This is a genomic window from Streptomyces sp. NPDC004266, from assembly GCF_042874095.1.
Lineage (GTDB): Bacteria > Actinomycetota > Actinomycetes > Streptomycetales > Streptomycetaceae > Streptomyces.
On sequence record NZ_JBIAMM010000003.1, the window covers coordinates 457462 to 479450 of the forward strand.

Sequence of the window (21989 nt, forward strand, 5' to 3'; positions counted from 1 at the left end):
GCCGGGCTCAGTAGCGGTAGTGGTCCGGCTTGTACGGGCCCTCCACCGGGACCCCGATGTACGACGCCTGCTCGGGGCGGAGCGTCGTCAGGCGGACGCCCAGCGCGTCGAGGTGCAGGCGGGCGACCTTCTCGTCGAGGTGCTTCGGCAGCACGTACACGCCGGTCGGGTACTCCTCCGTCTTCGTGAAGAGCTCGATCTGCGCCAGCGTCTGGTCGGCGAAGGAGTTCGACATCACGAAGGAGGGGTGGCCGGTCGCGTTGCCGAGGTTCAGCAGGCGGCCCTCGGAGAGGACGATGACGACCTTGCCGTCCTCGAACGTCCACGTGTGGACCTGCGGCTTGACCTCGTCCTTCACGATCCCGGGGATCCGCGCGAGACCGGCCATGTCGATCTCGTTGTCGAAGTGGCCGATGTTCCCGATGATCGCCTGGTGCTTCATCCGGGCGATGTCGGACGCCATGATGATGTCCTTGTTGCCGGTGGTGGTGATGAAGATGTCGGCCGTCTCCACCACGTCGTCCAGGGTGGCGACCTGGTAGCCGTCCATCGCCGCCTGGAGGGCGCAGATCGGGTCGATCTCCGTGACGATCACCCGCGCCCCCTGGCCGCGCAGCGACTCCGCGGAGCCCTTGCCGACGTCGCCGTAGCCGCAGACGACGGCGGTCTTGCCGCCGATGAGGACGTCGGTGGCGCGGTTGATGCCGTCGACGAGGGAGTGGCGGCAGCCGTACTTGTTGTCGAACTTCGACTTCGTCACGGCGTCGTTGACGTTGATCGCCGGGAAGAGGAGCGCGCCCTCGCGGTGCATCTCGTACAGGCGGTGGACGCCCGTCGTCGTCTCCTCCGTCACGCCGCGGATTCCGGCGGCCATCGCCGTCCAGTCCAGGGTGGTCTTCTCCAGCAGGGCGCGTACGACCGCCAGCTCCTCGTTGGACGCCTCCGGCAGGACGCCCGTCTTCCGGTGCTCCACACCCTTGTGGACGAGCAGCGTCGCGTCACCGCCGTCGTCCAGGATCATGTTGGGCCCGTCGGCGCCGGGCCAGGTCAGGGCCTGCTCGGTGCACCACCAGTACTCCTCCAGGGTCTCGCCCTTCCAGGCGAAGACCGGGATGCCGGCGGCGGCGATCGCGGCGGCCGCGTGGTCCTGCGTCGAGTAGATGTTGCAGGACACCCAGCGGACCTCGGCGCCGAGCGCCACGAGGGTCTCGATGAGGACGGCGGTCTGGACCGTCATGTGGAGCGAGCCGGTGATCCGGGCGCCGGCGAGCGGCTGCTGCTCGGCGTACTCGCGGCGGATCGCCATCAGACCGGGCATCTCGTGCTCGGCGAGGGTGATCTCCTTGCGGCCGAAGGCGGCCAGCGAGATGTCGGCGACCTTGTAGTCCGAGAAACCGGTGACATCAGACATGCGCTGCAACTCTCCTTGCACTCAGGATGGTTCGGTGTATTTCCAGGGCCGCCGTCGACTTGTTGAGCGTGATGTAGTGCAGGCCCGGCGCGCCCTCGTCGAGCAGCCGCAGGCCCATCCGCGTCGCGTGCTCGACGCCGATGCGGTACGCGGCGGCCGGGTCGTCCTTCGCCGCCTCCAGGCGGTGCGCCAGGTCCTCGGGGAAGGCCGCGTCCGACAGCTCGGCGAAGCGGCGGATCTGGCGCACGTCGGTGGCCGGCATGATCTCCGGGATGATCGGGGTGTCGCAGCCGGCGGCGGCGACCCGGTCCCGGAGCCGCAGGTAGTCCTCGGGGTCGAAGAACATCTGCGTGATGGCGTAGTCGGCGCCCGCCCGGCACTTGGCGACGAAGTGCGCGAGGTCGCTCCCCGCGTCGGGAGACCTCGGGTGGCCCTCCGGGAAGGCCGCCACCCCGATCCTGAAATCGCCCAGGGAGCGGACCAGTTCCACGAGTTCGTACGCGTACCTGAAGCCCCGCGGGTGCGGGGTCCACGCTCCGCGCGGGTCGCCCGGCGGGTCGCCGCGCAGCACGAGCACGTCCCGGACGCCGGCGTCCGCGTAGGCGCCGATGATGGCCCGCAGCTCGGCGACCGAGTGCCCGACGGCCGTCAGATGGGCGACGGGGCGCAGGGTGGTCCCGGTGACGATCCGCTTCGTGACGTCGATGGTCCGGTCGCGGGACGAGCCGCCCGCGCCGTACGTCACGGAGACGAAGTCCGGTTTGAGGGCCTCCACGCGCCGGATCGCGGCCCAGAGGGTCTGCTCGCCCTTGTCGGTCTTCGGCGGGAAGAACTCGAAGGAGTACGTCGGGGTCACCTGCGGCCTCCCGCGTTGAAGTAGCTCGCCTCCGGGTGGTGGACGACGATCGCGTCCGTCGACTGCTCGGGGTGCAGCTGGTACTCCTCCGACAGCACGACCCCGATCCGCTCCGGCCGGAGCAGCGCGGCGATCTTCGCCCGGTCCTCCAGGTCGGGGCAGGCCGGGTAGCCGAGCGAGTAGCGGCAGCCCTGGTACTCGGTGCGCAGCATGCCCGCCAGGCCGGCGGGGTCGGCGTGGCCGATGCCCCAGTCGGCGCGGACGCGGGCGTGCCAGTACTCGGCGAGGGCCTCGGCGAGCTGCACGGAGAGGCCGTGGAGTTCGAGGTAGTCGCGGTAGGCGTCGGCGGCGAAGAGCCGGGCCGTCTCCTCCCCGATCCCGGATCCGACGGTGACGACCTGGAAGGCGACCGCGTCCACCTCGCCGGAGTCCTCGGCGCGGTGGAAGTCGGCCAGGCAGAGGCGGCGGCCCCGCTGCTGGCGGGGGAAGGAGAAGCGGGTCCGCTCGCCTCCGTCCTCGTCCAGGACGATCAGGTCGTCGCCCTTGGACACACAGGGGAACCAGCCGTGGACGACGGCTGCTTCGACCAGGCCCTCGCGTTCGATCCGGTCGAGGAGGGCGCGCAGGCGCGGCCGGCCCTCGGTCTCGACGGTCGCGGCGTCCTTCAGTCCCCACTGGCCCTTGAAGAGGGCGGTCTCGTCGAGCCAGGGGGCGTACTCGGACAGCGGGATGCCGGTGGTGACCTTCGTCCCGAGGAAGGGGGGCTCGGGTACGGGGTTGTCGGCGGCGACGTCGGAGCGGCCGGCCGGCTCGGGCTCCCGGACCTCCACCACCGGCCGCCGGGCCACCCGGCGCTGTTTGAGCGGGGGGAGCACGGCTCCGGGGACGCCCTTCTTCACGGCCATGAGGGCGTCCATGAGGCGCAGGCCCTCGAAGGCGTCGCGGGCGTAGCGGACCTCGCCCTGGTAGATCTCGTGGAGGTCCTGCTCGACGTACGCCCTGGTCAGGGCGGCGCCGCCGAGGATCACGGGGTACCTGGCGGCCAGGCCGCGGCCGTTGAGCTCCTCCAGGTTCTCCTTCATGATCACGGTGGACTTCACCAGGAGGCCCGACATGCCGATGACGTCGGCGTCGTGCTCCTCGGCCGCCTCCAGGATCGCGGAGACCGGCTGCTTGATGCCGATGTTGACGACGTTGTAGCCGTTGTTGGACAGGATGATGTCGACGAGGTTCTTGCCGATGTCGTGGACGTCGCCGCGCACGGTGGCGAGCACGATGGTGCCCTTGCCCTCCGCGTCGGACTTCTCCATGTGCGGCTCCAGGTGGGCCACCGCCGTCTTCATGACCTCGGCGGACTGGAGCACGAACGGCAGCTGCATCTGGCCGGAGCCGAACAGCTCGCCGACCGTCTTCATGCCGTCGAGGAGCACGTCGTTGACGATCTCCAGCGCCGGCCGCCCGGCCAGCGCCGCGTCCAGGTCGGCCTCCAGGCCGTTCTTCTCGCCGTCGACGATCCGCCGCTTGAGCCGCTCGTCCAGCGGCAGGGCGAGGAGCTCCTCGGTCTTGCCGGCCTTGAGGGACTTCGCCGTGGCGCCCTCGAACATCTCCAGGAAGCGCTGGAGGGGGTCGTAGCCCTCGCGCCGCCGGTCGTGGATGAGGTCGAGCGCGACCTCGACCTGCTCCGGTTCCAGGCGGGCGATGGGCAGGATCTTCGACGCGTGGACGATCGCCGAGTCCAGGCCCGCCTTGACGCACTCGTCGAGGAAGACCGAGTTGAGGACGATCCGGGCGGCCGGGTTGAGGCCGAAGGAGATGTTCGACAGGCCCAGCGTCGTCTGCACGTCCGGGTGGCGGCGCTTCAGCTCGCGGATCGCCTCGATGGTGGCGATGCCGTCCTTCCGCGACTCCTCCTGACCGGTGCAGATCGTGAAGGTCAGGGTGTCGATGAGGATGTCCGACTCCCTGATCCCCCAGTTGTCGGTGAGGTCGGCGATGAGCCGCTCGGCGATCGCGACCTTCGCCTCGGCCGTCCGGGCCTGGCCCTCCTCGTCGATCGTCAGCGCCATCAGCGCCGCGCCGTGCTCCTGGGCGAGCGCCGTGACCTTGGCGAAGCGGGACTCGGGCCCGTCGCCGTCCTCGTAGTTGACGGAGTTGATGACGGCCCGGCCGCCGAGCTTCTCCAGGCCGGCCCGCAGGACGTCCACCTCGGTGGAGTCCAGCACGATCGGCAGCGTCGAGGCGGTCGCGAAACGCCCCGCCAGCTCCTCCATGTCCGCGACGCCGTCCCGGCCCACGTAGTCCACGCACAGGTCGAGCATGTGCGCGCCCTCGCGGATCTGGTCCCGCGCCATCTCCACGCAGTCGTCCCAGCGGCCCTCCAGCATCGCCTCCCGGAACTTCTTCGACCCGTTGGCGTTGGTCCGCTCCCCGATCGCCAGGTACGAGGTGTCCTGCCGGAACGGCACGTGCCCGTACAGGGAGGACGCGCCGGGCTCGGAGACCGGCCGGCGGTCGAGCACGGCCGCGCCGCGCACCCGCGCCACGATCTCCCGCAGGTGCTCCGGGGTCGTGCCGCAGCAGCCTCCGACCAGGACCGGGCCGTACTCCCGTACGAACTGCTCCTGGGCGTCGGCCAGTTCGGTCGGCGACAGCGGGTAGTGGGCGCCGTCCGCGGTCAGGACCGGCAGGCCCGCGTTCGGCATGACCGAGATCGGGATCCGGGCGTGCCGGGAGAGGTGCCGCAGGTGCTCGGCCATCTCCACCGGGCCCGTGGCGCAGTTCAGCCCGATCATGTCGATGCCGAGCGGCTCCAGGGCGGTCAGCGCCGCGCCGATCTCCGAGCCGAGCAGCATCGTGCCCGTCGTCTCCACCGTGACCTGCACGATCACGGGCAGGTCCACGCCGACCCAGTCCAGGGCCCGACGGGCGCCGATGACGGCCGCCTTCGTCTGGAGCAGGTCCTGCGAGGTCTCGATGAGCAGGGCGTCGGCGCCGCCGCGGATCAGGCCCTCCGCGTTCTGCTGGAAGGCGTCCCTGAGCGGCTCGTACGTGACGTGTCCCAGGGTCGGCAGCTTCGTACCGGGCCCCATGGAGCCGAGGACCCAGCGGGGCCGGCCGTCGGCGGCCGTGTGCGCGTCGGCGGAGGCGCGGGCGATGCGGGCGCCGGCCTCGGACAGCTCGTACACCTGGTTCTCGATGCCGTACTCGGCGAGCGCGGCCAGGTTCGCCCCGAAGGTGTTGGTCTCGACGCAGTCCACGCCGACCGAGAAGTAGGCGTCGTGGACGGAGGCGACGACGTCGGGGCGCGTGAGGTTGAGGATCTCGTTGCAGCCCTCCAGCTGCCGGAAGTCGTCCATCGACGGGTCGGCGGCCTGGAGCATGGTGCCCATGGCCCCGTCGGCGACGACGACCCGCGTCGCGAACTCCTCGCGGAGGGAGCGCCTCATGTCAGCCCCCTCAGATGGGGGACGAGCGTCGCCGTGCAGCCGACGCCGTACGTCGTCCTGAGCCGGTCCAGGAGGGAGTCCCGGTGCGGCCGGTACTCCTGCGTCCCCACGGAGTCGAGGACGGTCGCCGCGACCGCGCAGCCCAGCTGTGCCGCGCACCGCTCGGGCACGCCCCACAGCGTCCCCGCGAGGAACCCGGCCCGGAAGGCGTCGCCGACGCCGGTCGGGTCGACGACCGCGGGGACCTCCACGGCCGGCACGGAGAGGGGGTCCCGGCCGTCGCCGCGGACGCGGACGCCGGCCTCGCCGTGGGTGGTGACCCAGGTGCCGACGCGGCGCAGGACCTCGGCCTCCGGCCAGCCGGACTTCTCCAGGAGGAGGGCCGTCTCGTACTCGTTGGTGAACAGGAACCGGGCCCCGTCCACCAGCTCCCGCACCTCTCCCCCGTCGAGCCGCGCCAGCTGCTGCGACGGATCGGCGGCGAAGGGGATCCCCAGGTCGCGGCAGGCGCGGGTGTGCCGGAGCATGGCCTCGGGGTCGTCCGGGGAGACCAGGACCAGCTCCAGGCGGCCGGTGCGGGCGACGACCTCGCGGAGGTCGATCTCGCGCGCCTCGGCCATCGCCCCCGCGTAGAAGGTGGCGATCTGGTTCTGGTCCCGGTCGGTGGTACAGACGAAGCGGGCGGTGTGGAGCGACGCGCTGACGCGCACCGAGTCGGTGTCCACGCCGTGGTCCTTCAGCCAGACCCGGTACGGCTCGAAGTCGGCGCCGACCGCGCCCACGAGGGCGGGCCGCAGGCCGAGGACACCGAGTCCGAAGGCGATGTTCGCTGCCACTCCGCCGCGCCTGACCTCCAGGTTGTCGGCGAGGAACGACAGGGAGACCCGGTCGAGCCGGTCGGCGAGCAGCTGCTCGCTGAACCGGCCGGGGAAGGTCATCAGATGGTCGGTCGCGATGGATCCCGTGACAGCGATGCGCATGGTCTACGCCCCCACTGCCTTCTTCAGGGCCTCCACCCGGTCCGTGCGCTCCCAGGTGAACTCGGGGAGCTCGCGGCCGAAGTGGCCGTACGCCGCCGTCGCCGCGTAGATCGGCCGCTTGAGGTCCAGGTCGCGGATGATCGCCGCCGGCCGGAGGTCGAAGACCTCGCTCACGGCCTGCTGGATCCGCTCGTCCGTCAGGGTGCCGGTGCCGAAGGTCTCCACGAAGAGGCCCACCGGTTCCGCCTTGCCGATCGCGTACGCGACCTGCACCTCGCAGCGGCGGGCCAGGCCGGCCGCGACGACGTTCTTCGCGACCCAGCGCATGGCGTACGCCGCCGAGCGGTCCACCTTCGACGGGTCCTTGCCGGAGAAGGCGCCGCCGCCGTGCCGGGCCATCCCGCCGTACGTGTCGATGATGATCTTCCGGCCGGTGAGTCCGGCGTCGCCCATCGGGCCGCCGACCTCGAAGCGCCCGGTCGGGTTGACCAGGAGCCGGTAGCCGTCGGACTCCAGGCTGACGCCCTCCTCGACGAGCTGCTTGAGGACGTGCTCGACGACGTACTCGCGGACGTCCGGGGTGAGCAGGCCCTCGACGGAGATGTCGGCGGCGTGCTGCGAGGAGACGACGACCGTGTCGAGGCGGACCGGGCGGTCGCCGTCGTACTCGATGGTGACCTGCGTCTTGCCGTCCGGCCGCAGGTACGGCACGGTGCCGTCCTTGCGGACCTCGGTGAGCCGCCGCGACAGGCGGTGGGCGAGCGCGATCGGCAGCGGCATCAGCTCGGCGGTGTCGTCGCAGGCGTAGCCGAACATCAGGCCCTGGTCGCCCGCGCCCTGGCCGGCGAGCTCGTCGCCTCCGTCCCCTCGGGGGCATCCCTCGACCCGCACCTCGTGGGCCGTGTCGACGCCCTGGGCGATGTCCGGCGACTGGGCGCCGATGGACACCGAGACGCCGCAGGAGGCGCCGTCGAAGCCCTTCGCGGAGGAGTCGTAGCCGATGTCGAGGACGGCGTCGCGCACCAGCTGGGCTATCGGCGCGTACGCGGAGGTGGTGACCTCGCCGGCGATGTGGACCTGACCGGTGGTGATCAGCGTCTCCACGGCGACCCGGGAGTGCGGGTCCTCGGCGAGCAGGGCGTCGAGGATCGTGTCGCTGATCCGGTCGGCGATCTTGTCGGGGTGCCCCTCGGTGACGGACTCCGAGGTGAAGAGGCGGCGGCTCATGCCTGGGCCTCCGCCGGGGTCTTGAAGAAGTGCTGCTCGATGGCGCCGAGGGTGCGGATGGAGTCGACCTCCAGGGTCTCCATCTGGATGGCGGTGCCGCTCTCCTGCTCCAGGAGGAAGACGAACTCGACGAAGGACAGCGAGTCGATGAGGCGGTTCTCGATCAGGTCCAGGTCGGACGCGATGTCGTCGCGCTCGGGGTGACGCTCGAGGATCCAGTTCTTCACCGTCTGCAGGCCGTCGGCCATGGTTGCTCTCCTTGTTAGCTGCTGCTGGATACGTAGGGGGTGGGGGCGATGATCGGCGCGGCGACCGCGACCGCGTAGTCCACGTCGTGGCTGATGGACACGGTGATCTCGGTGATGCCGGACTCCGCCGCCATCTCGGCGGCCGTCCGGTGCAGCTCCACGAGCGGCCAGCCGCCCTCGGAGCGCCGCACGACGATGTCCGGCCACGGCAGGAACCTGCCGCGGACCCGTAAGGTCTTGAACGCCGCTTCCTTCGCCGCGATCCGCCCGCACAGGCTCAGGACGTCGAGCCCGGAGGACGTACGGCAGTCGGCGAGCTCGCCGGGGGTGAGCATCCGCTCGAAGAACCGCTCCCCGTACTGGGCGAGGAGCCTGCGGACACGGTTGACGGACACGATGTCCATGCCGAGATTCGCCCACCCCGGTCCGCCCGCCGGCGGGGCGGCGGGACGGGCCGGCACGTCAGATCACCGGCCCGGCCGCGCCGCTCGCACCGGCCGACGCCCCGCGGGTGACGTCGAGCACCGCCCGGGTGGCGGCCTCCCAGCTGCCGTGGCGCCGGGTCAGCGCCGACAGCCACCGCTCCAGGCCGAAGGCGACGCAGCTGGTGAAGGCCGGTCCGCCGGTCGACTCCAGGGTGATGTCGCAGCGCTCGCCGAAGAAGTTCCGGTGCGTGTTGACCGAGGCGATCGCCAGGTCCTCGTACAGGAACTCGTGCTTCACCGGGGTGAGCCGCTGGAGGACCGCCTTGGAGCTGCCCTTGTCGAAGAAGGGGTCGCAGGCGGCCTCCCGGGTCAGCGGCAGGTCGAGCGCCTTCGCGAAGGACTGGATGCGGGTGGTGAACTCGGCGAGGTGGTTCTCGGCGTGCTCACGGCCGCCCATGGCGACGATCTCCCGCATGCGGAAGCCGAGCTGGCGCCGCATGCCCTCGTAGTGGGTCTCCTTGCGGAAGCACCAGGAGCAGATCGTGACGAGGGTGTCGTCGGCGACCCGGGTGCCCTGGTGGGTCAGGTAGACGGCGTAGCAGGACGCCGAGGGCAGGCCGAGCGCGGCGGGTTCGAGTGCCCCGCTCGGGAAGCGGCCGGCGGTGGTGTCGAAGGGCGTGGTCGCGCGGCGCTCCAGGTCGAGCGGGGCGGCGACGACGGCCTGGTGGGGGAAGTTGTCGTAGTAGTCGAGCCTGGCCAGGTCGGCGGCGGGGAGGAGCGGGGGCATGGTCATGGGGCGGGCGCCCGCGGCCACCCCCCAGCCCTCGAAGGTGTCGTCGAGGAGCCGGAGCAGGCGGGTCGCCTCCGGGCCGAGGGTGGGCAGGCCCCTGGTCTCCCCGACGGTCTCGGGGGTCGTCAAGGTCATGGTCGGTGCACCTCTCAGGTGAGGGCTCTCGGGTGAGGGGGTCGCTCAGAGGACGGGCAGGGCGTCGTCCGCGAAGATCCCGGTCTTCAGGAAGAAGGCGAGCGGCTTGCGGATCGCCTTGCGCTCGTGGGCGCGGCGGGACTCGTCGGCGATCAGGGCGTTGCGCAGGCCGAGCGGGTCGGCGATGCCGGCGTCCTTGTACACGTGCGGGTTGTACAGCGAGTTGATGCTGTAGACGACGTACCGCTTGAGGTACGCCTCGACCTCGCGGACCCGGTCGGCGCTCACGGCCTGGCACATCCGCTGGTGCAGCAGGGAGACCAGCTCGCGCCCGAAGGCGATGTGGCGGGACTCGTCCTGGTGGTGGATGCGGTTGACCTCGCGGATGGTGTGGCAGAGGGAGTCGTCCTTCGCCATCCGGGAGTTGTAGTGGTCGACGAGCTCCTCGAAGAAGAGGATGCGGGTGAAGACGAGGAAGTTCTCGACCTCGGGCTCCCAGGCGGCGTCGGCGCGCATGGCGGTGGAGCCGTAGATCTTGTGGCCGTAGCGCCGGCAGAACTCGGAGAAGAACCACATGTGTTCGTTCTCCTCGCCGATGAAGTGGTGGAAGAAGTCCGAGGGGACCTCGAAGCCGGGCATGTGGATGCGGCCGACGACCTCGATGAGGAGCTCGCGGATGCCGTGCACGTTGAGGCTGTAGAAGTTGACGGACTCCCACTTCGACAGGCGCTGAAGCGTTTCCTCGCCGAGGGTGTCGAAGTGCTCGGTGCCGTAGACGGTGAGCAGCTCCGGCGTCATCCAGAAACGGTTCTCCTCCAGCGTCTCGGGCCACTGGAAGGTCTGGTACGGGTTGTAGTAGTCCTCGACGGAACGCTCGCTGAGGCGTTCGAGGACCTCCATGAAGCGGTCGGTGACGGGCAGGGCGGCAACGCCCATGGCAGGACTCCTCGCTGACGTCGTGGGTTACGGGCGGACTTCGTAGACCGCGTTGACCGGGGTCTCGGTGGCGCGCCGCCAGCGGGTGAAGCCGGCCTCCTCGGCGATGGCCCGGAAGGCCTTCTCGCCGGAGTGGTTGCCGAGGGCGTGCGGGCCGCGCTGCGCGACCGCGACCGGCAGGCACATCACGGCGGACAGGGCCATGAACATGCGGGCGGCGGGGGTCTGGGCGTCGACGTCCTGCGGGGAGACGTTGGACTCGACGAGCATCCAGGTGCCGTCCGTGTCGAGCGACTTGTGGACGTGCTGGGCGGCGGCCACCGGGTCGCCCATGTCGTGCAGGGCGTTGAAGAAGCACACCAGGTCGTAGCCGGAGCCGGGGTAGTCGTCGGCGGAGGCGACCTCGAAGACGACCCGGTCGGACAGACCGGCCTCCTCGGCGAGCTCCCGCGCGATCGAGATGGCCTCCTCCGAGTAGTCGAAGCCGTGGACGGTGGCGTTCGGGAAGGCCTTCGCGATGAGGAGGGTGGTGTGGCCGACGCCGCAGCCGACGTCGGCGACGGTGCCGCCCGCGGCGAGCTTGTCGGTGACCTGGTGGAGGGCGGGCAGCCAGTCCGGGACGAGCTTGTGCTCGTACGTGGGCTGGAAGAAGGAGCCCATGCCGGTGTCGAGGGCCGCGTCGTGCTCGGCCCAGCCGACGCCGTCGCCGGTGCGGTACGCCTCGACGAGCAGGTCCTCGGTGGCGTACAGCGCCTTGAGGGCGGTGAAGAACCCGGCGGCGTAGGTGACGGCCTTCGGGTCGGCGAGGACCTCGACGTGGTCGGCGGGGAGCGTGTACGTGAGGGAGCTGGGGTGGCGCTCGACGTACCCGGCGGAGAGCTGGGCGTGCAGCCACTCCTCGACGTACCGCTCGTTCGTGCCGGTCTTCTCGGCGAGCTGTCCGGCGGTCAGCGGACCGTCGGCGGCCAGCGCCCTGTAGAGGCCGAGGCGCTCGCCGAGGGCGACGGTGAGGCCGCGGACGGCCGCGCCGGCGTCGGTGATGACCTTCTGGTGGAAGTCGTGGGCGCTCATGCGGCCGTCTCCTCCTCGTACGTCGGCAGGTCGCACGTGAACAGGAAGGAGCGGGGGACGCGCGGCACGGAGCGGGCCGGCACCGGGTAGGGCCAGCGGTCGAAGGCGGCGCCGTCCTCACCGGGCTGCTTGACCTCGCGCACGGCCCAGCCGCAGTCGGCGAGCAGCGCCTCGGGCTCCTCGGTGCCGAAGAGCCACGGGTTGCCGTCCTCCTGGAGCGCGCTCATGAAGGTGCGGGCCAGCGGGTTCTCCAGGGCGGACTTCGAGATGACGTCGCCGAGCAGCACGGAGCCGGGCGCGGCGTGCGCGGAGAGCGTCGAGATGAGGGTCCGCACGGCCTGCTCGGGCAGGAAGAACAGCAGGCCCTCGACCACCCACAGGACGGGCTCCTCGCTCTTCCAGCCGGCCTCCTTCAGGGGGCCGGTCCAGTCCTGGGTGAGGTCGACGGGGACGGTGACCCGGGTGCGGCCGGCGGGCTGCGGCTCGTCCCTGAGCATCTCGGCCTTGGCCTCCAGGAGGGCCGGGCGGTCGAGCTCGTAGACGGTGACGCCGTCGGGCCAGGGCAGCCGGAAGAAGCGGGTGTCCATGCCGGCGGCGAGGAGGACGACCTGCCGGATGCCGCGCTCCTCCACCGCCTTCACGACGGCCCGGTCGAGGTAGGTGGTGCGGATCGCGAGGAACGGCACGATGCCGCCCCCGTCGTAGCGCGCGAGCAGTTCGAAGCCGATCTCGTCGGCGACGGTGCGCGCGTAGGGATCGGCGAACAGCCGGTCCTCGCGCTCGGTCTCCAGGGCGCGCGCTGCGGCGGTCCACTGGGCGGTGCGGGATACGGCCTCCACAGGAGGTCCCCCTTCACTTGGGATACGGGATGCGACGGTGATGCGGACGGCCGTGTTCAGGGGCCCGACGAAGGACGGTCCGTCAGGCGCTCATGGCCGGGGCGCAGGTCTTGGCCGGTCGCGCGCAGGCGACGGGGTCCTCGGCCGCGGGCATCGACGACGGATGACCGGCCTCGGCGTCGGCGGGGCGCCGGCGGAAGATGCTGTGCAGGATCATGCTGAACACGGCCGTCCCGTCGGGGGCCACGAGCGTGCACCGCGGCTTGACGGTGCCGGTGGCGGGCTGGAACGGCGACGGGGTGGCGCCGAGGATCTCGACGCGTGCGGTGAGGACGTCGCCCGGGCGGACGGGCCGCAGGTAGCGGACCTCGTCGATGCCGGGCGAGCCCGTACAGGCACTGTAGGCGAGCAGTCCGTCGACGTAGCGGCGCATGAACATCGACTGCGTGTGGAACCCGCTCGCGATCAGGCCGCCGAACGGGGAGTCCTTCGCGAGCTCGGGGTCCGTGTGGAAGGGCTGCGGGTCGAAGCGCCTGCCGAACTCCAGCACCTCCTCCGTCGTGACGGTGACGGTGCCCAGTTCGTGGACGTCGCCGGGCCGGAAGTCCTCGAAGTAGCGCATCGCGCGCCCCCCTTGACCTAGGAGTGGTCTTTCCCTGGCACACCCCAATCTACGAATCAGTCATTTATTTTGTCAACCCAAAAGAAGGCTCACGCGAGGGCCTGTTCGACGTCGGACCAGAGGTCCTCGACGTCCTCGATGCCGACGGACATCCGCACGAGCCCGGGAGCGATCCCGGCGGCCGCCAACTCGCCCTCGTCCAGCTCCCGGTGGGAGGTGGACGCCGGATGCGCGACGAGCGTCTCCACGCCGCCGAGCGAGAGCGCGAGCTTCGCGAGCCGTACGCGCTCGATGAAGGCCCGGCCCGCCTCCCGGCCCCCGGCGAGCTCGAAGGAGAGCAGCCCGCCGCCCCCGCTCAGGACCTTCCGGGCGGTGTCGTACGAGGGGTGGTCCGGGCGCCACGGGTGGTGCACGGCCCTGACGTCGGCGCGGGCGGCGAGCAGCTCGGCGAGGGCGGCCGCGTTGGCGCAGTGCTCGCGCATCCGCAGCGGCAGCGTGGGGATCCCGCGCAGGGTGAGCCAGGCCGCGAACGGGTCCGCGCAGGCGCCGAGTTCGACCGTGCGGGGCCACACCCGGCGGCGCAGGCCGCCGTCCGCGAAGACGGCGACGCCGCCGAGGACGTCCGAGTGGCCGGAGAGGTACTTGGTGGTGGAGTGCACCACGACGTCGGCACCGAGCTCCAGGGGGCGGCACAGCACGGGCGAGGCGAGCGAGTTGTCGACCAGGCTGGTCACCCCGAGGCCGCGGGCCGCCGCGAGCAGTCCGGGCAGGTCCGGGACCTGGCCGGTGGGGTTGGCGATCGTCTCCAGGACGAGGAGCCGGGTGGCGGGGTGGGTGCCGGCGGCCTCCAGCTCGGCCGGGTCGTCGCCGGATATCCGTACGACCTCGATCCCGTACCGCTCGGCCAGGTCCGACAGGACCGCGTGCGTCCCCCCGTAGAGGCAGCGCTGGGCGACCACCCGGTCGCCGGGGCGCAGGAGGGCGAGCAACACCCCGCTGATGGCGCCCATGCCGGAGGCGAAGGCGATGGCCCCCTCCCCCGACTCCAGGCCGGCGAGGGTCTGCTCCAGGGCCCGGACGGTCGGGTTGCCGCGACGGCCGTAGACGTACCGGCCGTCGGGGTCGGCCATCGCCCCGGCGAGTTCGGCGGCGGAGTCGAAGGCGAAGGCGGAGGACTGGACGAGGGGCACGGAGAGCGGCCGGCCGCCGCTCTGGAACGGCTCGTTGACGACGTGCACGGCACGGGTGTTGAGCTCCACGACGTTCCTTCCTGGATACGGGAAAGGGGCCGCCCGACGTCCGGGGACGGACATCGGGCGGCCCCTGCCGGTGCGGCTCAGGCGGAGACCTTCTCGGCCTGCGGGGCGGGGGCGGCGGCCTCCGCCGCGACCGCCTTGTCGCTCTTCATGACGAGGAGGGTGACGACACCGCCGACGGCGGCGATGATCGCGGCGCCGATGAAGGCGGAGGAGAAGCCGTCCGTCAGCTTCGGCAGGTTGCCGAGCTGGTCGGCGCCCTGCGACATGGCGACGGCGGTCAGCGCGGCGAGACCGAGCGCGGAGCCCACGTTGTAGGTGGTGTTGACGATGCCGGAGGCCAGGCCGGCCTGCTCCTGCGGGGCGCCGGACATCGCGGTCATCATCGTCGGGATGTAGGCGAGGGACATGCCGAGCGCGGCGACCAGCGAGGCCGGCAGGACGTCGACGAGGAAGGATCCGGTGGGCGGGACGGCGGCGAGCCAGACCAGACCGGCGGCGAGGACCAGCAGGCCGCCCGCGATGAGCGGCTTGGCACCGACCTTCATCATGAGCCGGGCCGTGATGGCCGTCATGAAGATCATGAGGAGCACGGTCATCGGGAGCAGCGCGGCACCGGACTCGAAGGCGCCGAAGCCCAGGACCTGCTGGAGGTACAGGTTGAGGAAGTACCACATCGGGATCCACGCGGCGCCGAGCAGCGTCATGGCCAGGTTGGCCGAGCCGAGGCGCGGGACCCGCCAGACGGAGAGCGGCATGAGCGGCTCGCGGATGCTCTTCTGGACGACGAGGAAGAGGATCAGGAGGACGGCCGCGCCGACGAGCTCCAGGATGGTGGCGGTGGCGCCCCAGCCGACCTCGGGGGCACGGACGACGGCGAAGACGGCGAGCGCGAGACCGGCGGTGACGGCGACGGCGCCGAGGACGTCGACGGAGCCGCGGCGGGACTCGACGTTCGGGAGGAGCCTGGTCGCGGCGAGGGTCGCGAGGCCGATCGGGATGTAGATGATGAAGACCCACTGCCAGCTCATCCACTCGGTGAAGACGCCGCCGAGGAAGACGCCCGCGGTGCCGCCGGCGGGAGCGGCGGCACCGTAGAGCGCCATCGCCTTGCCGAGCTCCTTCGGGTCGTGCATGAAGAGCATCATGAGCAGGGTCATGGCGGAGGGCGCGATGAGCGCGCCGCCGACGCCCTGGACGGCGCGGCCGACGATCTCGACCCAGGCCGTCTGCGCGGCCGCGGCCACGACCGAACCGGCGATCATGACCGCCCAGCCGGAGACGAAGATCCTGCGGGCCCCGACGAGGTCGGAGAGGCGTCCGCCGAGGAGCAGCAGGCCGCCGAAGACGACCACGTACGCGTTGAAGATCCACTGGAGCTCGCTCTGCGAGAAGCCCAGGTCCTTCTGCATCTCGGGGAGCGCGACCCCGATGATCGAGGTGTCCATGATGACCATGAACTGAGCGGCGGCGAGCACGACAAGTGCCCACCAGCGCCGGGGATTGACGGTTGACATTGCCCTGACCCTTCACTCGCTGCTGCATACCCCTAGGGGGTACCTGTGCGGAGCACCGTAGCATACCCATGGGGGGTATGTAAGAGTGAGGGGAGGGCGCGTGGGAAGCACCCTCTCCGCACCCCCGGCCGGGCAGAATGCCCCCATGACCGCCGAGGAAGAGCACCGCCGGGACCCCCATCCGGACCTACTGCAGCGGTGGAACGCCACGCTGCTCGCCGCCCGCGCCGGCCGCGAGGGCCCCGACCCCGCGCCGTACGGCCGGAACCTGCTGTCCCGCTGGGCCGAGCCGCAGCGCCGCTACCACACGGTCGCCCACCTCCGGGCGGTCCTCGACCGCATCGACGAGCTCGCCGACCAGGGCGGGGAGGGCGGCGAGCTGGAGCTCGTACGGCTCGCCGCCTGGTTCCACGACGCCGTCTACCGCCCGGAGCGCTCGGAGAACGAGGAACGCTCGGCCGCCCTGGCCGAGAAGGCCCTCACCGAAGCCGGCCTCACTCAGCACGAGGTCACCGAGGTGGCCCGCCTGGTCCGCCTCACCATCACCCACGACCCGGCCCCGGGCGACCTCAACGGCGAGACCCTCTGCGACGCGGACCTCGCGATCCTGGCCACGGGCCCCGATACGTACGGGGGGTACACGGCGGCGGTCCGCGAGGAGTACTCCTTCGTCCCGGAAGCGGACTTCCGCACGGGCCGCGCCGCCGTCCTCCGCCGGCTCCTCGCCCTGCCCCGCCTCTTCCGCACGCCGTACGGCGCGGCGGTCTGGGAGGAGCGGGCCCGGGAGAACCTGGAGCGGGAGCTGGCGGAGCTGGCGGGCTGACGGCCCGGCCAGGGGGGGCGGCGTCTCACATCCCGAGAAGTCCGGCCGCCACGGAATGACAGGAACAAACCACAGGTTGACGCATGTCATGCCGTCTCCCTCAGCCGAGCACACGACACCCGCCGCGCCCCCCGCCCCCTCCGTACCCCCCACCCGTATGCCCCTGGCCGTGTACATCCTGGGGCTCTCGGTCTTCGCCCTCGGGACCAGCGAGTTCATGCTCTCCGGACTCCTGCCGCCCATCGCGGAGGACATGGGCGTCTCCATCCCCCGCGCCGGACTGCTCATCTCCGCCTTCGCGATCGGCATGGTCGTCGGCGCGCCGCTGCTCGCCGTCGCGACGCTCCGGCTGCCCCGCAAGACGACGCTCGTCGCCCTCATCACCGTCTTCGGCCTCGGGCAGATCGCCGGCGCGCTGGCCCCGAACTACGCCGTCCTCTTCGCCTCCCGCGTCGTGAGCGCGCTCGCCTGCGCCGGGTTCTGGGCGGTCGGCGCGGCCGTCGCCATCGCGATGGTCCCGGTCGGCTCCCGCGCCCGGGCGATGGCCGTCATGATCGGCGGCCTGTCCATCGCCAACGTCCTCGGCGTCCCCGCCGGCGCGTTCCTCGGCGAGCACCTCGGCTGGCGCTCGGCGTTCTGGGCGGTCGGCGCGGCCTCCGCGATCGCGCTCGTCGGAGTCGTCACCCGCATCCCGCACATCCCCCTCCCCGAGACCGAGCCCCGCCTCAGGCGGGAGCTGGCCATCTACCGCGACCGGCAGGTCCTCCTCTCCGTCACGGTCACCGCGCTCGCGGCGGGCGGCGTCTTCTGCGCCTTCTCCTACCTCGCCCCGCTCCTCACCGACGTCTCCGGGCTCGACGAGAGCTGGGTCTCGGCCGTCCTCGGCCTCTTCGGCATCGGCGCCCTGGTCGGTACGACGATCGGCGGCCGCGTCGCCGACGCCCACCTCTTCGGAGTGCTGCTCAGCGGCATCGCCGCCTCGACCGCCTTCCTGATCGCCCTGGCCCTCTTCGCGTCCAGCCCCGTCGCCACGGTCCTGCTCGCCTTCCTCCTCGGCGTCTCCGCCTTCTACACCGCCCCGGCCCTCAACGCCCGCATGTTCAACGTCGCCGGCGCCGCCCCCACCCTCGCGGGCGCCACCACCACCGCCGCCTTCAACCTCGGCAACACCGGAGGCCCCTGGCTCGGCGGCACCGTCATCGACGCCGGCCTCGGCTACGCCTCCACGGCCTGGGCGGGCGCGGCCATGACGGCCCTGGGCCTCGCCACCGCGGCGGTCGCCCTCAGGCTCCACAAGTCGCCGTCCCGGGTGGTGACTTCGGGCTCGGCCAGGGAGAATCGGGAGCAGGAACGGCAGGCCGAGGCGTCCCGCTGAGGATCCGCCGGGAAGAAAGTGGACGGCGGGCGATGAGTTTCCCCATGATCGGCGGTCTTGGACCATGAACGCCCGCACCGGACACGAGAAGCCGAGGAACCCCAGATGCGCACCCTGATCAGCACCGCCTTCATCTCGCTCGACGGCGTCGTGGAGGCCCCGGGCGGCGAGCCCGGCTACCGCAACTCCGGATGGACCTTCAAGGAGGTCGAGTTCCTCCCCGAGGCGTTCGAGATCAAGGACCGCGAGCAGAAGGAGGCGGCCGCGATGCTGATGGGCCGCACCAGCTACGAGGCGTTCAGCCCCGTGTGGCCCGACATGGAGGAATTCGCCGACTACAAGGTGATGCCGAAGTACGTCGTCTCCACGACCCTCACCGAGGACGACCTCGTGTCGAACTGGGGCGAGACGACGATCCTGCGCTCGCTCGACGAGGTCGCCGCCCTGAAGGAGACCGAGGGCGGGCCGATCATCGTCCACGGCAGCGCCTCCCTGAACCAGGCCCTCTCGGACGCCGGCCTGATCGACCGGTACCACCTGCTCGTCTTCCCGCTCCTGCTCGGCGCGGGCAAGCGCCTCTTCAGCGCCACGGACAAGGACGCGCAGAAGCTGAAGCTGGTGGAGCACGAGGTCTACGCGAACGGCCTGCAGAAGAACGTGTTCGACGTCGTCCGCTGACGCGCCTAGGGTGGCGCCCGTGACGACACGGATGATCATCCTCAACGGCGGTTCCAGCTCGGGGAAGTCCGGCATCGTGCGGTGTCTGCAGGCCGTACTGCCGGACCCGTGGCTGGCGTTCGGCGTCGACTCGTTCGTCGACGCGCTGCCCGCGAAGATGCAGGCCGCGGACTCCGGGATCGTCTTCGACGCCGACGGCGGCGTCAGCGTCGGCGCCGGCTTCCGGGCCCTGGAGGCGGCCTGGGCCGAAGGCCTCGTGGCGATGGCCAGGGCCGGCGCCCGGATCGTCGTCGACGACGTCTTCCTCGGCGGCGCCGCCTCCCAGCAGCGCTGGCGCGAGGCCCTCGGCGACCTGCCCGTGCTGTGGGTGGGCGTCCGGTGCGAGAGCGCGGTCGCCACGGGGCGCGAGATCGCCCGCGGTGACCGGACCGTCGGAATGGCCGCGCGGCAGGCCCTGATGGTGCACGCGGGCGTGGAGTACGACGTGGAGGTCGACACGACGCACGCCGAGTCCCTGGAGTGCGCCCGCGCCATCGCCGCCGGGCTCGGCTGACGCGATCGCCGCCGGGCCCGGCTGACGCGGAAACCGGGGGGAACCTCGGGCGACCGGGCGGCCCTCGGCCGGCGGAGGCCGGGAGGAACCTCAGGCGACCGGGCGGCCCTTGGGCCGGCGCAGCCCCGCCCTCGTGAGGCGCCGGAGCAGCTCCTTCGAGCCGACCTCGATCGCGCCCGCCGCCACCGCGTCCGCGTACCGGTCGGAGGGGATGTCGTAGTGGTCCCGCTCGAAGGCGCGGGGCGGTGCGCCGATCGAGGCGGCGAAGGCGTGCAGCTCCTCGAAGGAGACGTCGCTGACCAGGTGCGACCACATGCGGCCGTGGCCCGGCCAGGTCGGCGGGTCGATGTAGAGGGTCACGCGAGAGCTCCCGTCACGTCAGGCCGCCCACCGGGGCCACCACCACGCCCTGCTTGCCGCAGACCCAGTGCGGGTCGGGCCCGAGCTCCGGTTCCACGTCGAGGGCGTGCGGGTCGCCCGAGGCACAGACCGGGCAGAGCGGCCAGCGTCCGTACCGTTCGAGCAGGGCGTCCTGCACGTCCTGGGCGACGAGCCCGGCGACGTACGACACCCCCTCGGGCCACTGCTCGACCCACCAGCGCCGGTGGGTCACCGCGTCCTCCACCATCGACACGACCTCGGCGGCGGCCACCTGCCGCGCCACCAGGTCGGCCAGAACCAGCGCGCGAGCGGCGTGCAGCGCCTGCTCCACGGGGTCGATGTCGTCCATGCACTCATTGTCTCCCGGCGCGCGGGCCGGAGAGGAGGAAGGGGGAAGGTCCCTTCCGGATCCGGGGCCGAAGAGGGCCCGCGGGGTCTTGTCGCCCCACCCCGCCGAAAGTATCTTTCAGGTGTGACCAATGACGTGAAGGAAAGTTTCATCGGCGACGCGCCCCCCGCCCCCGCCGCCCTCGCGGCCAAGGTGCGGACCCTCGCGCCGTCCATGACCCGCTCCATGCAGCGGGTCGCCGAGGCCGTCGCCGGAGATCCGGCCGGCTGCGCCGCCCTCACGGTCACCGGCCTCGCCGAGCTCACCGGCACCAGCGAGGCGACCGTCGTCCGCACCGCCCGGCTCCTCGGCTACCCCGGCTACCGCGACCTCCGCCTCGCCCTCGCGGGCCTGGCCGCCCAGCAGCAGTCCGGCCGCGCCCCGGCCGTCACCGCCGACATCGCCGTCGACGACCCCGTCGCCGACGTCGTCGCCAAGCTGGCCTACGACGAGCAGCAGACCCTCGCCGACACCGCCGCCGGACTCGACACCGTCCAGCTCGGCGCCGCCGTCGCCGCCCTCGCCGCCGCCCGCCGCATCGACATCTACGGCATCGGCGCCTCCGGCCTCGTCGCCCAGGACCTCGGCCAGAAGCTGCTCCGGATCGGCCTGATCGCGCACGCCCACAGCGACCCGCACCTCGCCGTCACCAACGCCGTGCAGCTCCGCTCCGGAGACGTCGCCATCGCCATCACCCACTCCGGCTCCACCGGCGACGTCATAGAACCCCTGCGCGTGGCCTTCGACCACGGCGCCACCACGGTCGCCGTCACCGGCCGCCCGGACGGCCCCGTCACCCAGTACGCCGACCACGTCCTGACCACCTCCACGGCCCGCGAGAGCGAACTGCGCCCCGCCGCCATGTCCTCCCGCACCAGCCAGCTCCTGGTCGTGGACTGCCTGTTCACCTGCGTCACCCAGCGCACGTACGAGACGGCCGCCCCCGCCCTCGCCGCCTCGTACGAGGCCCTCGCCCACCGGCACTCCCCGCGCACCCGCTGACCCACACGTTCACCGGCGCCGACGACGCCTCCGTACCGAAAGAGCCCCCGTGCCCACCACGTACTCCGAACTCCGCGCCCAGCTCGCCACCCTCACCACCGAGGCCTTCCGTCCCGAACTCGCCGAGATCGACCGACTCCCGACGCTGGACATCGCCCGCCTCATGAACGGCGAGGACCGCACCGTCCCCGAGGCCGTCGAGCGGCAGCTCCCCGCGATCGCCGCCGCCATCGACGCCACCGCCGCCCGCATGGCCCGCGGCGGCCGGCTCATCTACATGGGCGCGGGCACCGCCGGCCGCCTCGGCGTCCTCGACGCCAGCGAGTGCCCGCCCACCTTCAACACCGATCCGTCGCAGGTCGTCGGCCTCATCGCGGGCGGCCCCACCGCCATGGTCAAGGCCGTCGAGGGCGCCGAGGACTCGCGCGAGCTCGCCGCCGCCGACCTGGACGCACTCGGGCTCACCGCCGACGACACCGTCGTCGGCGTCTCCGCCTCCGGCCGCACCCCGTACGCCGTCGGCGCCGTCGAACACGCCCGCGCCCGGGGCGCGCTGACCATCGGCCTCGCCTGCAACGAGGACAGCGCGCTCGCCGCCGCGGCCGAGCACGGCATCGAGGTCGTCCCCGGACCCGAGCTCCTCACCGGCTCCACCCGCCTCAAGGCCGGAACCGCCCAGAAGCTCGTCCTCAACATGATCTCGACCCTCACGATGATCCGCCTCGGCAAGACCTACGGGAACCTGATGGTCGACGTCCGCGCCTCCAACGACAAGCTCCAGGCCCGCTCCCGGCGGATCGTCGCCCTGGCCACCGGCGCGCCGGACGAGCAGATCGAGAGCGCGCTCGCCGCCGCCGACGGCGAGGTGAAGAACGCCATCCTCATGATCCTCGCCGACATCGACGCCCCCACGGCCGCCGAGCGGCTGACCGCCTCCCAGGGCCACCTGCGCGCGGCGCTGCACGCGCCCACCGCGTGACCCCCCGCGTGACCGCGTGATCCCCCGCGTGATCCCCCCTGTGGGCCCCCG

22 protein-coding genes are annotated in these 21989 nt (G+C 71.9%); 6 read left to right on the top strand and 16 right to left on the bottom strand.

Annotated features, from left to right (window positions below):
- Positions 1-7 precede the first annotated feature (7 nt).
- From ahcY to ACFYUZ_RS10210, 14 genes are all read right to left on the bottom strand, one after another.
- Positions 8-1411, bottom strand: a complete 1404-nt coding sequence (gene ahcY, locus ACFYUZ_RS10145; protein ID WP_389307441.1) for an adenosylhomocysteinase — start codon at positions 1409-1411, stop codon at positions 8-10.
- On the bottom strand, positions 1404-2267 hold the full coding sequence (gene metF, locus ACFYUZ_RS10150; protein ID WP_389307442.1) for a methylenetetrahydrofolate reductase [NAD(P)H]: 864 nt from the start codon (positions 2265-2267) through the stop codon (positions 1404-1406). Before metF ends, ahcY begins: the two co-directional genes overlap by 8 nt.
- Positions 2264-5713, bottom strand: a complete 3450-nt coding sequence (gene metH / locus ACFYUZ_RS10155) for a methionine synthase (protein WP_389307443.1) — start codon at positions 5711-5713, stop codon at positions 2264-2266. Before metH ends, metF begins: the two co-directional genes overlap by 4 nt.
- Positions 5710-6693 carry a carbohydrate kinase family protein gene (locus ACFYUZ_RS10160; RefSeq protein ID WP_389307444.1) on the bottom strand — a complete coding sequence of 328 codons (984 nt, stop codon included), beginning with the start codon at positions 6691-6693 and terminating at the stop codon, positions 5710-5712. The genes metH and ACFYUZ_RS10160 overlap by 4 nt, the downstream gene beginning before the upstream one ends.
- Positions 6694-6696: 3 nt before the next feature.
- A complete protein-coding gene (gene metK, locus ACFYUZ_RS10165; RefSeq protein WP_389307445.1) occupies positions 6697-7920 on the bottom strand; it encodes a methionine adenosyltransferase in 1224 nt (407 codons plus the stop codon).
- The gene (locus ACFYUZ_RS10170) at positions 7917-8168 is read right to left on the bottom strand and encodes a phosphopantetheine-binding protein (RefSeq protein WP_093874787.1); all 252 of its coding nucleotides are present in this window, start codon (positions 8166-8168) and stop codon (positions 7917-7919) included. The genes metK and ACFYUZ_RS10170 overlap by 4 nt, the downstream gene beginning before the upstream one ends.
- Positions 8169-8182: 14 nt before the next feature.
- Positions 8183-8572, bottom strand: coding sequence for a holo-ACP synthase (acpS, locus tag ACFYUZ_RS10175; protein ID WP_389307446.1), 390 nt, complete (start codon positions 8570-8572; stop codon positions 8183-8185).
- 58 nt (positions 8573-8630) lie between these two features.
- Entirely contained in the window at positions 8631-9518 is an 888-nt protein-coding gene (locus tag ACFYUZ_RS10180; RefSeq protein WP_389307447.1) for a hypothetical protein, read from the bottom strand.
- A gap of 45 nt (positions 9519-9563) precedes the next feature.
- Positions 9564-10454 (bottom strand): diiron oxygenase, encoded by an 891-nt coding sequence (locus ACFYUZ_RS10185; protein WP_389307448.1) that lies wholly within the window; start codon positions 10452-10454, stop codon positions 9564-9566.
- 27 nt (positions 10455-10481) lie between these two features.
- Entirely contained in the window at positions 10482-11525 is a 1044-nt protein-coding gene (locus tag ACFYUZ_RS10190) for a class I SAM-dependent methyltransferase (protein WP_389307449.1), read from the bottom strand.
- Entirely contained in the window at positions 11522-12364 is an 843-nt protein-coding gene (locus ACFYUZ_RS10195; RefSeq protein ID WP_389307450.1) for a class I SAM-dependent methyltransferase, read from the bottom strand. Before ACFYUZ_RS10195 ends, ACFYUZ_RS10190 begins: the two co-directional genes overlap by 4 nt.
- A gap of 82 nt (positions 12365-12446) precedes the next feature.
- Complete coding sequence (locus ACFYUZ_RS10200; protein ID WP_389307452.1) at positions 12447-12986, bottom strand: MaoC family dehydratase; 540 nt, start codon at positions 12984-12986, stop codon at positions 12447-12449.
- 89 nt (positions 12987-13075) lie between these two features.
- Positions 13076-14245 carry a trans-sulfuration enzyme family protein gene (locus ACFYUZ_RS10205; protein WP_389307453.1) on the bottom strand — a complete coding sequence of 390 codons (1170 nt, stop codon included), beginning with the start codon at positions 14243-14245 and terminating at the stop codon, positions 13076-13078.
- Between the two features lie 77 nt (positions 14246-14322).
- Positions 14323-15759, bottom strand: a complete 1437-nt coding sequence (locus tag ACFYUZ_RS10210; RefSeq protein ID WP_389307455.1) for an MFS transporter — start codon at positions 15757-15759, stop codon at positions 14323-14325.
- A 145-nt stretch (positions 15760-15904) separates the two neighbouring features.
- On the opposite strand from ACFYUZ_RS10210, the gene ACFYUZ_RS10215 reads away from it, so the two are divergent.
- The 4 genes from ACFYUZ_RS10215 to cpt all read left to right on the top strand — a co-directional run bounded on the left by ACFYUZ_RS10215 (position 15905) and on the right by cpt (position 19188).
- On the top strand, positions 15905-16582 hold the full coding sequence (locus ACFYUZ_RS10215; RefSeq protein WP_389307456.1) for a hypothetical protein: 678 nt from the start codon (positions 15905-15907) through the stop codon (positions 16580-16582).
- Between the two features lie 157 nt (positions 16583-16739).
- Complete coding sequence (locus ACFYUZ_RS10220) at positions 16740-17957, top strand: Cmx/CmrA family chloramphenicol efflux MFS transporter (protein ID WP_389307457.1); 1218 nt, start codon at positions 16740-16742, stop codon at positions 17955-17957.
- Positions 17958-18062: 105 nt separating this feature from the next.
- Entirely contained in the window at positions 18063-18635 is a 573-nt protein-coding gene (locus tag ACFYUZ_RS10225; protein WP_389307458.1) for a dihydrofolate reductase family protein, read from the top strand.
- 31 nt (positions 18636-18666) lie between these two features.
- A complete protein-coding gene (gene cpt / locus ACFYUZ_RS10230) occupies positions 18667-19188 on the top strand; it encodes a chloramphenicol phosphotransferase CPT (protein WP_389307769.1) in 522 nt (173 codons plus the stop codon).
- Positions 19189-19278: 90 nt separating this feature from the next.
- Here the strand turns inward: cpt and ACFYUZ_RS10235 are convergent, their stop codons facing one another.
- Together ACFYUZ_RS10235 and ACFYUZ_RS10240 are read right to left on the bottom strand one after the other, a co-directional pair.
- Positions 19279-19548 carry a DUF4031 domain-containing protein gene (locus ACFYUZ_RS10235; protein ID WP_389307459.1) on the bottom strand — a complete coding sequence of 90 codons (270 nt, stop codon included), beginning with the start codon at positions 19546-19548 and terminating at the stop codon, positions 19279-19281.
- Between the two features lie 13 nt (positions 19549-19561).
- Entirely contained in the window at positions 19562-19918 is a 357-nt protein-coding gene (locus ACFYUZ_RS10240; RefSeq protein WP_351180124.1) for a hypothetical protein, read from the bottom strand.
- A gap of 123 nt (positions 19919-20041) precedes the next feature.
- Between ACFYUZ_RS10240 and ACFYUZ_RS10245 the strand changes: the two genes are divergently transcribed.
- Positions 20042-20959: a MurR/RpiR family transcriptional regulator gene (locus ACFYUZ_RS10245; protein ID WP_389307460.1), complete on the top strand. Its 918-nt coding sequence runs from the start codon at positions 20042-20044 to the stop codon at positions 20957-20959.
- Positions 20960-21008: 49 nt separating this feature from the next.
- Positions 21009-21938, top strand: a complete 930-nt coding sequence (gene murQ / locus ACFYUZ_RS10250; RefSeq protein WP_389307461.1) for an N-acetylmuramic acid 6-phosphate etherase — start codon at positions 21009-21011, stop codon at positions 21936-21938.
- Positions 21939-21989: the final 51 nt, after the last annotated feature.

What these genes read in the sequence shown, in the direction of transcription:
- ahcY (WP_389307441.1), bottom strand. Translation starts at nt 1,411, where the DNA reads ATGTCTGATGTCACCGGTTTCTCGGACTACAAGGTCGCCGACATCTCG.
- metH (WP_389307443.1), bottom strand. Translation starts at nt 5,713, where the DNA reads ATGAGGCGCTCCCTCCGCGAGGAGTTCGCGACGCGGGTCGTCGTCGCC.
- ACFYUZ_RS10160 (WP_389307444.1), bottom strand. Translation starts at nt 6,693, where the DNA reads ATGCGCATCGCTGTCACGGGATCCATCGCGACCGACCATCTGATGACC.
- metK (WP_389307445.1), bottom strand. Translation starts at nt 7,920, where the DNA reads ATGAGCCGCCGCCTCTTCACCTCGGAGTCCGTCACCGAGGGGCACCCC.
- ACFYUZ_RS10170 (WP_093874787.1), bottom strand. Translation starts at nt 8,168, where the DNA reads ATGGCCGACGGCCTGCAGACGGTGAAGAACTGGATCCTCGAGCGTCAC.
- acpS (WP_389307446.1), bottom strand. Translation starts at nt 8,572, where the DNA reads ATGGACATCGTGTCCGTCAACCGTGTCCGCAGGCTCCTCGCCCAGTAC.
- ACFYUZ_RS10180 (WP_389307447.1), bottom strand. Translation starts at nt 9,518, where the DNA reads ATGACCTTGACGACCCCCGAGACCGTCGGGGAGACCAGGGGCCTGCCC.
- ACFYUZ_RS10185 (WP_389307448.1), bottom strand. Translation starts at nt 10,454, where the DNA reads ATGGGCGTTGCCGCCCTGCCCGTCACCGACCGCTTCATGGAGGTCCTC.
- ACFYUZ_RS10190 (WP_389307449.1), bottom strand. Translation starts at nt 11,525, where the DNA reads ATGAGCGCCCACGACTTCCACCAGAAGGTCATCACCGACGCCGGCGCG.
- ACFYUZ_RS10200 (WP_389307452.1), bottom strand. Translation starts at nt 12,986, where the DNA reads ATGCGCTACTTCGAGGACTTCCGGCCCGGCGACGTCCACGAACTGGGC.
- ACFYUZ_RS10210 (WP_389307455.1), bottom strand. Translation starts at nt 15,759, where the DNA reads ATGTCAACCGTCAATCCCCGGCGCTGGTGGGCACTTGTCGTGCTCGCC.
- ACFYUZ_RS10215 (WP_389307456.1), top strand. Translation starts at nt 15,905, where the DNA reads ATGACCGCCGAGGAAGAGCACCGCCGGGACCCCCATCCGGACCTACTG.
- ACFYUZ_RS10220 (WP_389307457.1), top strand. Translation starts at nt 16,740, where the DNA reads ATGCCCCTGGCCGTGTACATCCTGGGGCTCTCGGTCTTCGCCCTCGGG.
- ACFYUZ_RS10225 (WP_389307458.1), top strand. Translation starts at nt 18,063, where the DNA reads ATGCGCACCCTGATCAGCACCGCCTTCATCTCGCTCGACGGCGTCGTG.
- cpt (WP_389307769.1), top strand. Translation starts at nt 18,667, where the DNA reads ATGATCATCCTCAACGGCGGTTCCAGCTCGGGGAAGTCCGGCATCGTG.
- ACFYUZ_RS10240 (WP_351180124.1), bottom strand. Translation starts at nt 19,918, where the DNA reads ATGGACGACATCGACCCCGTGGAGCAGGCGCTGCACGCCGCTCGCGCG.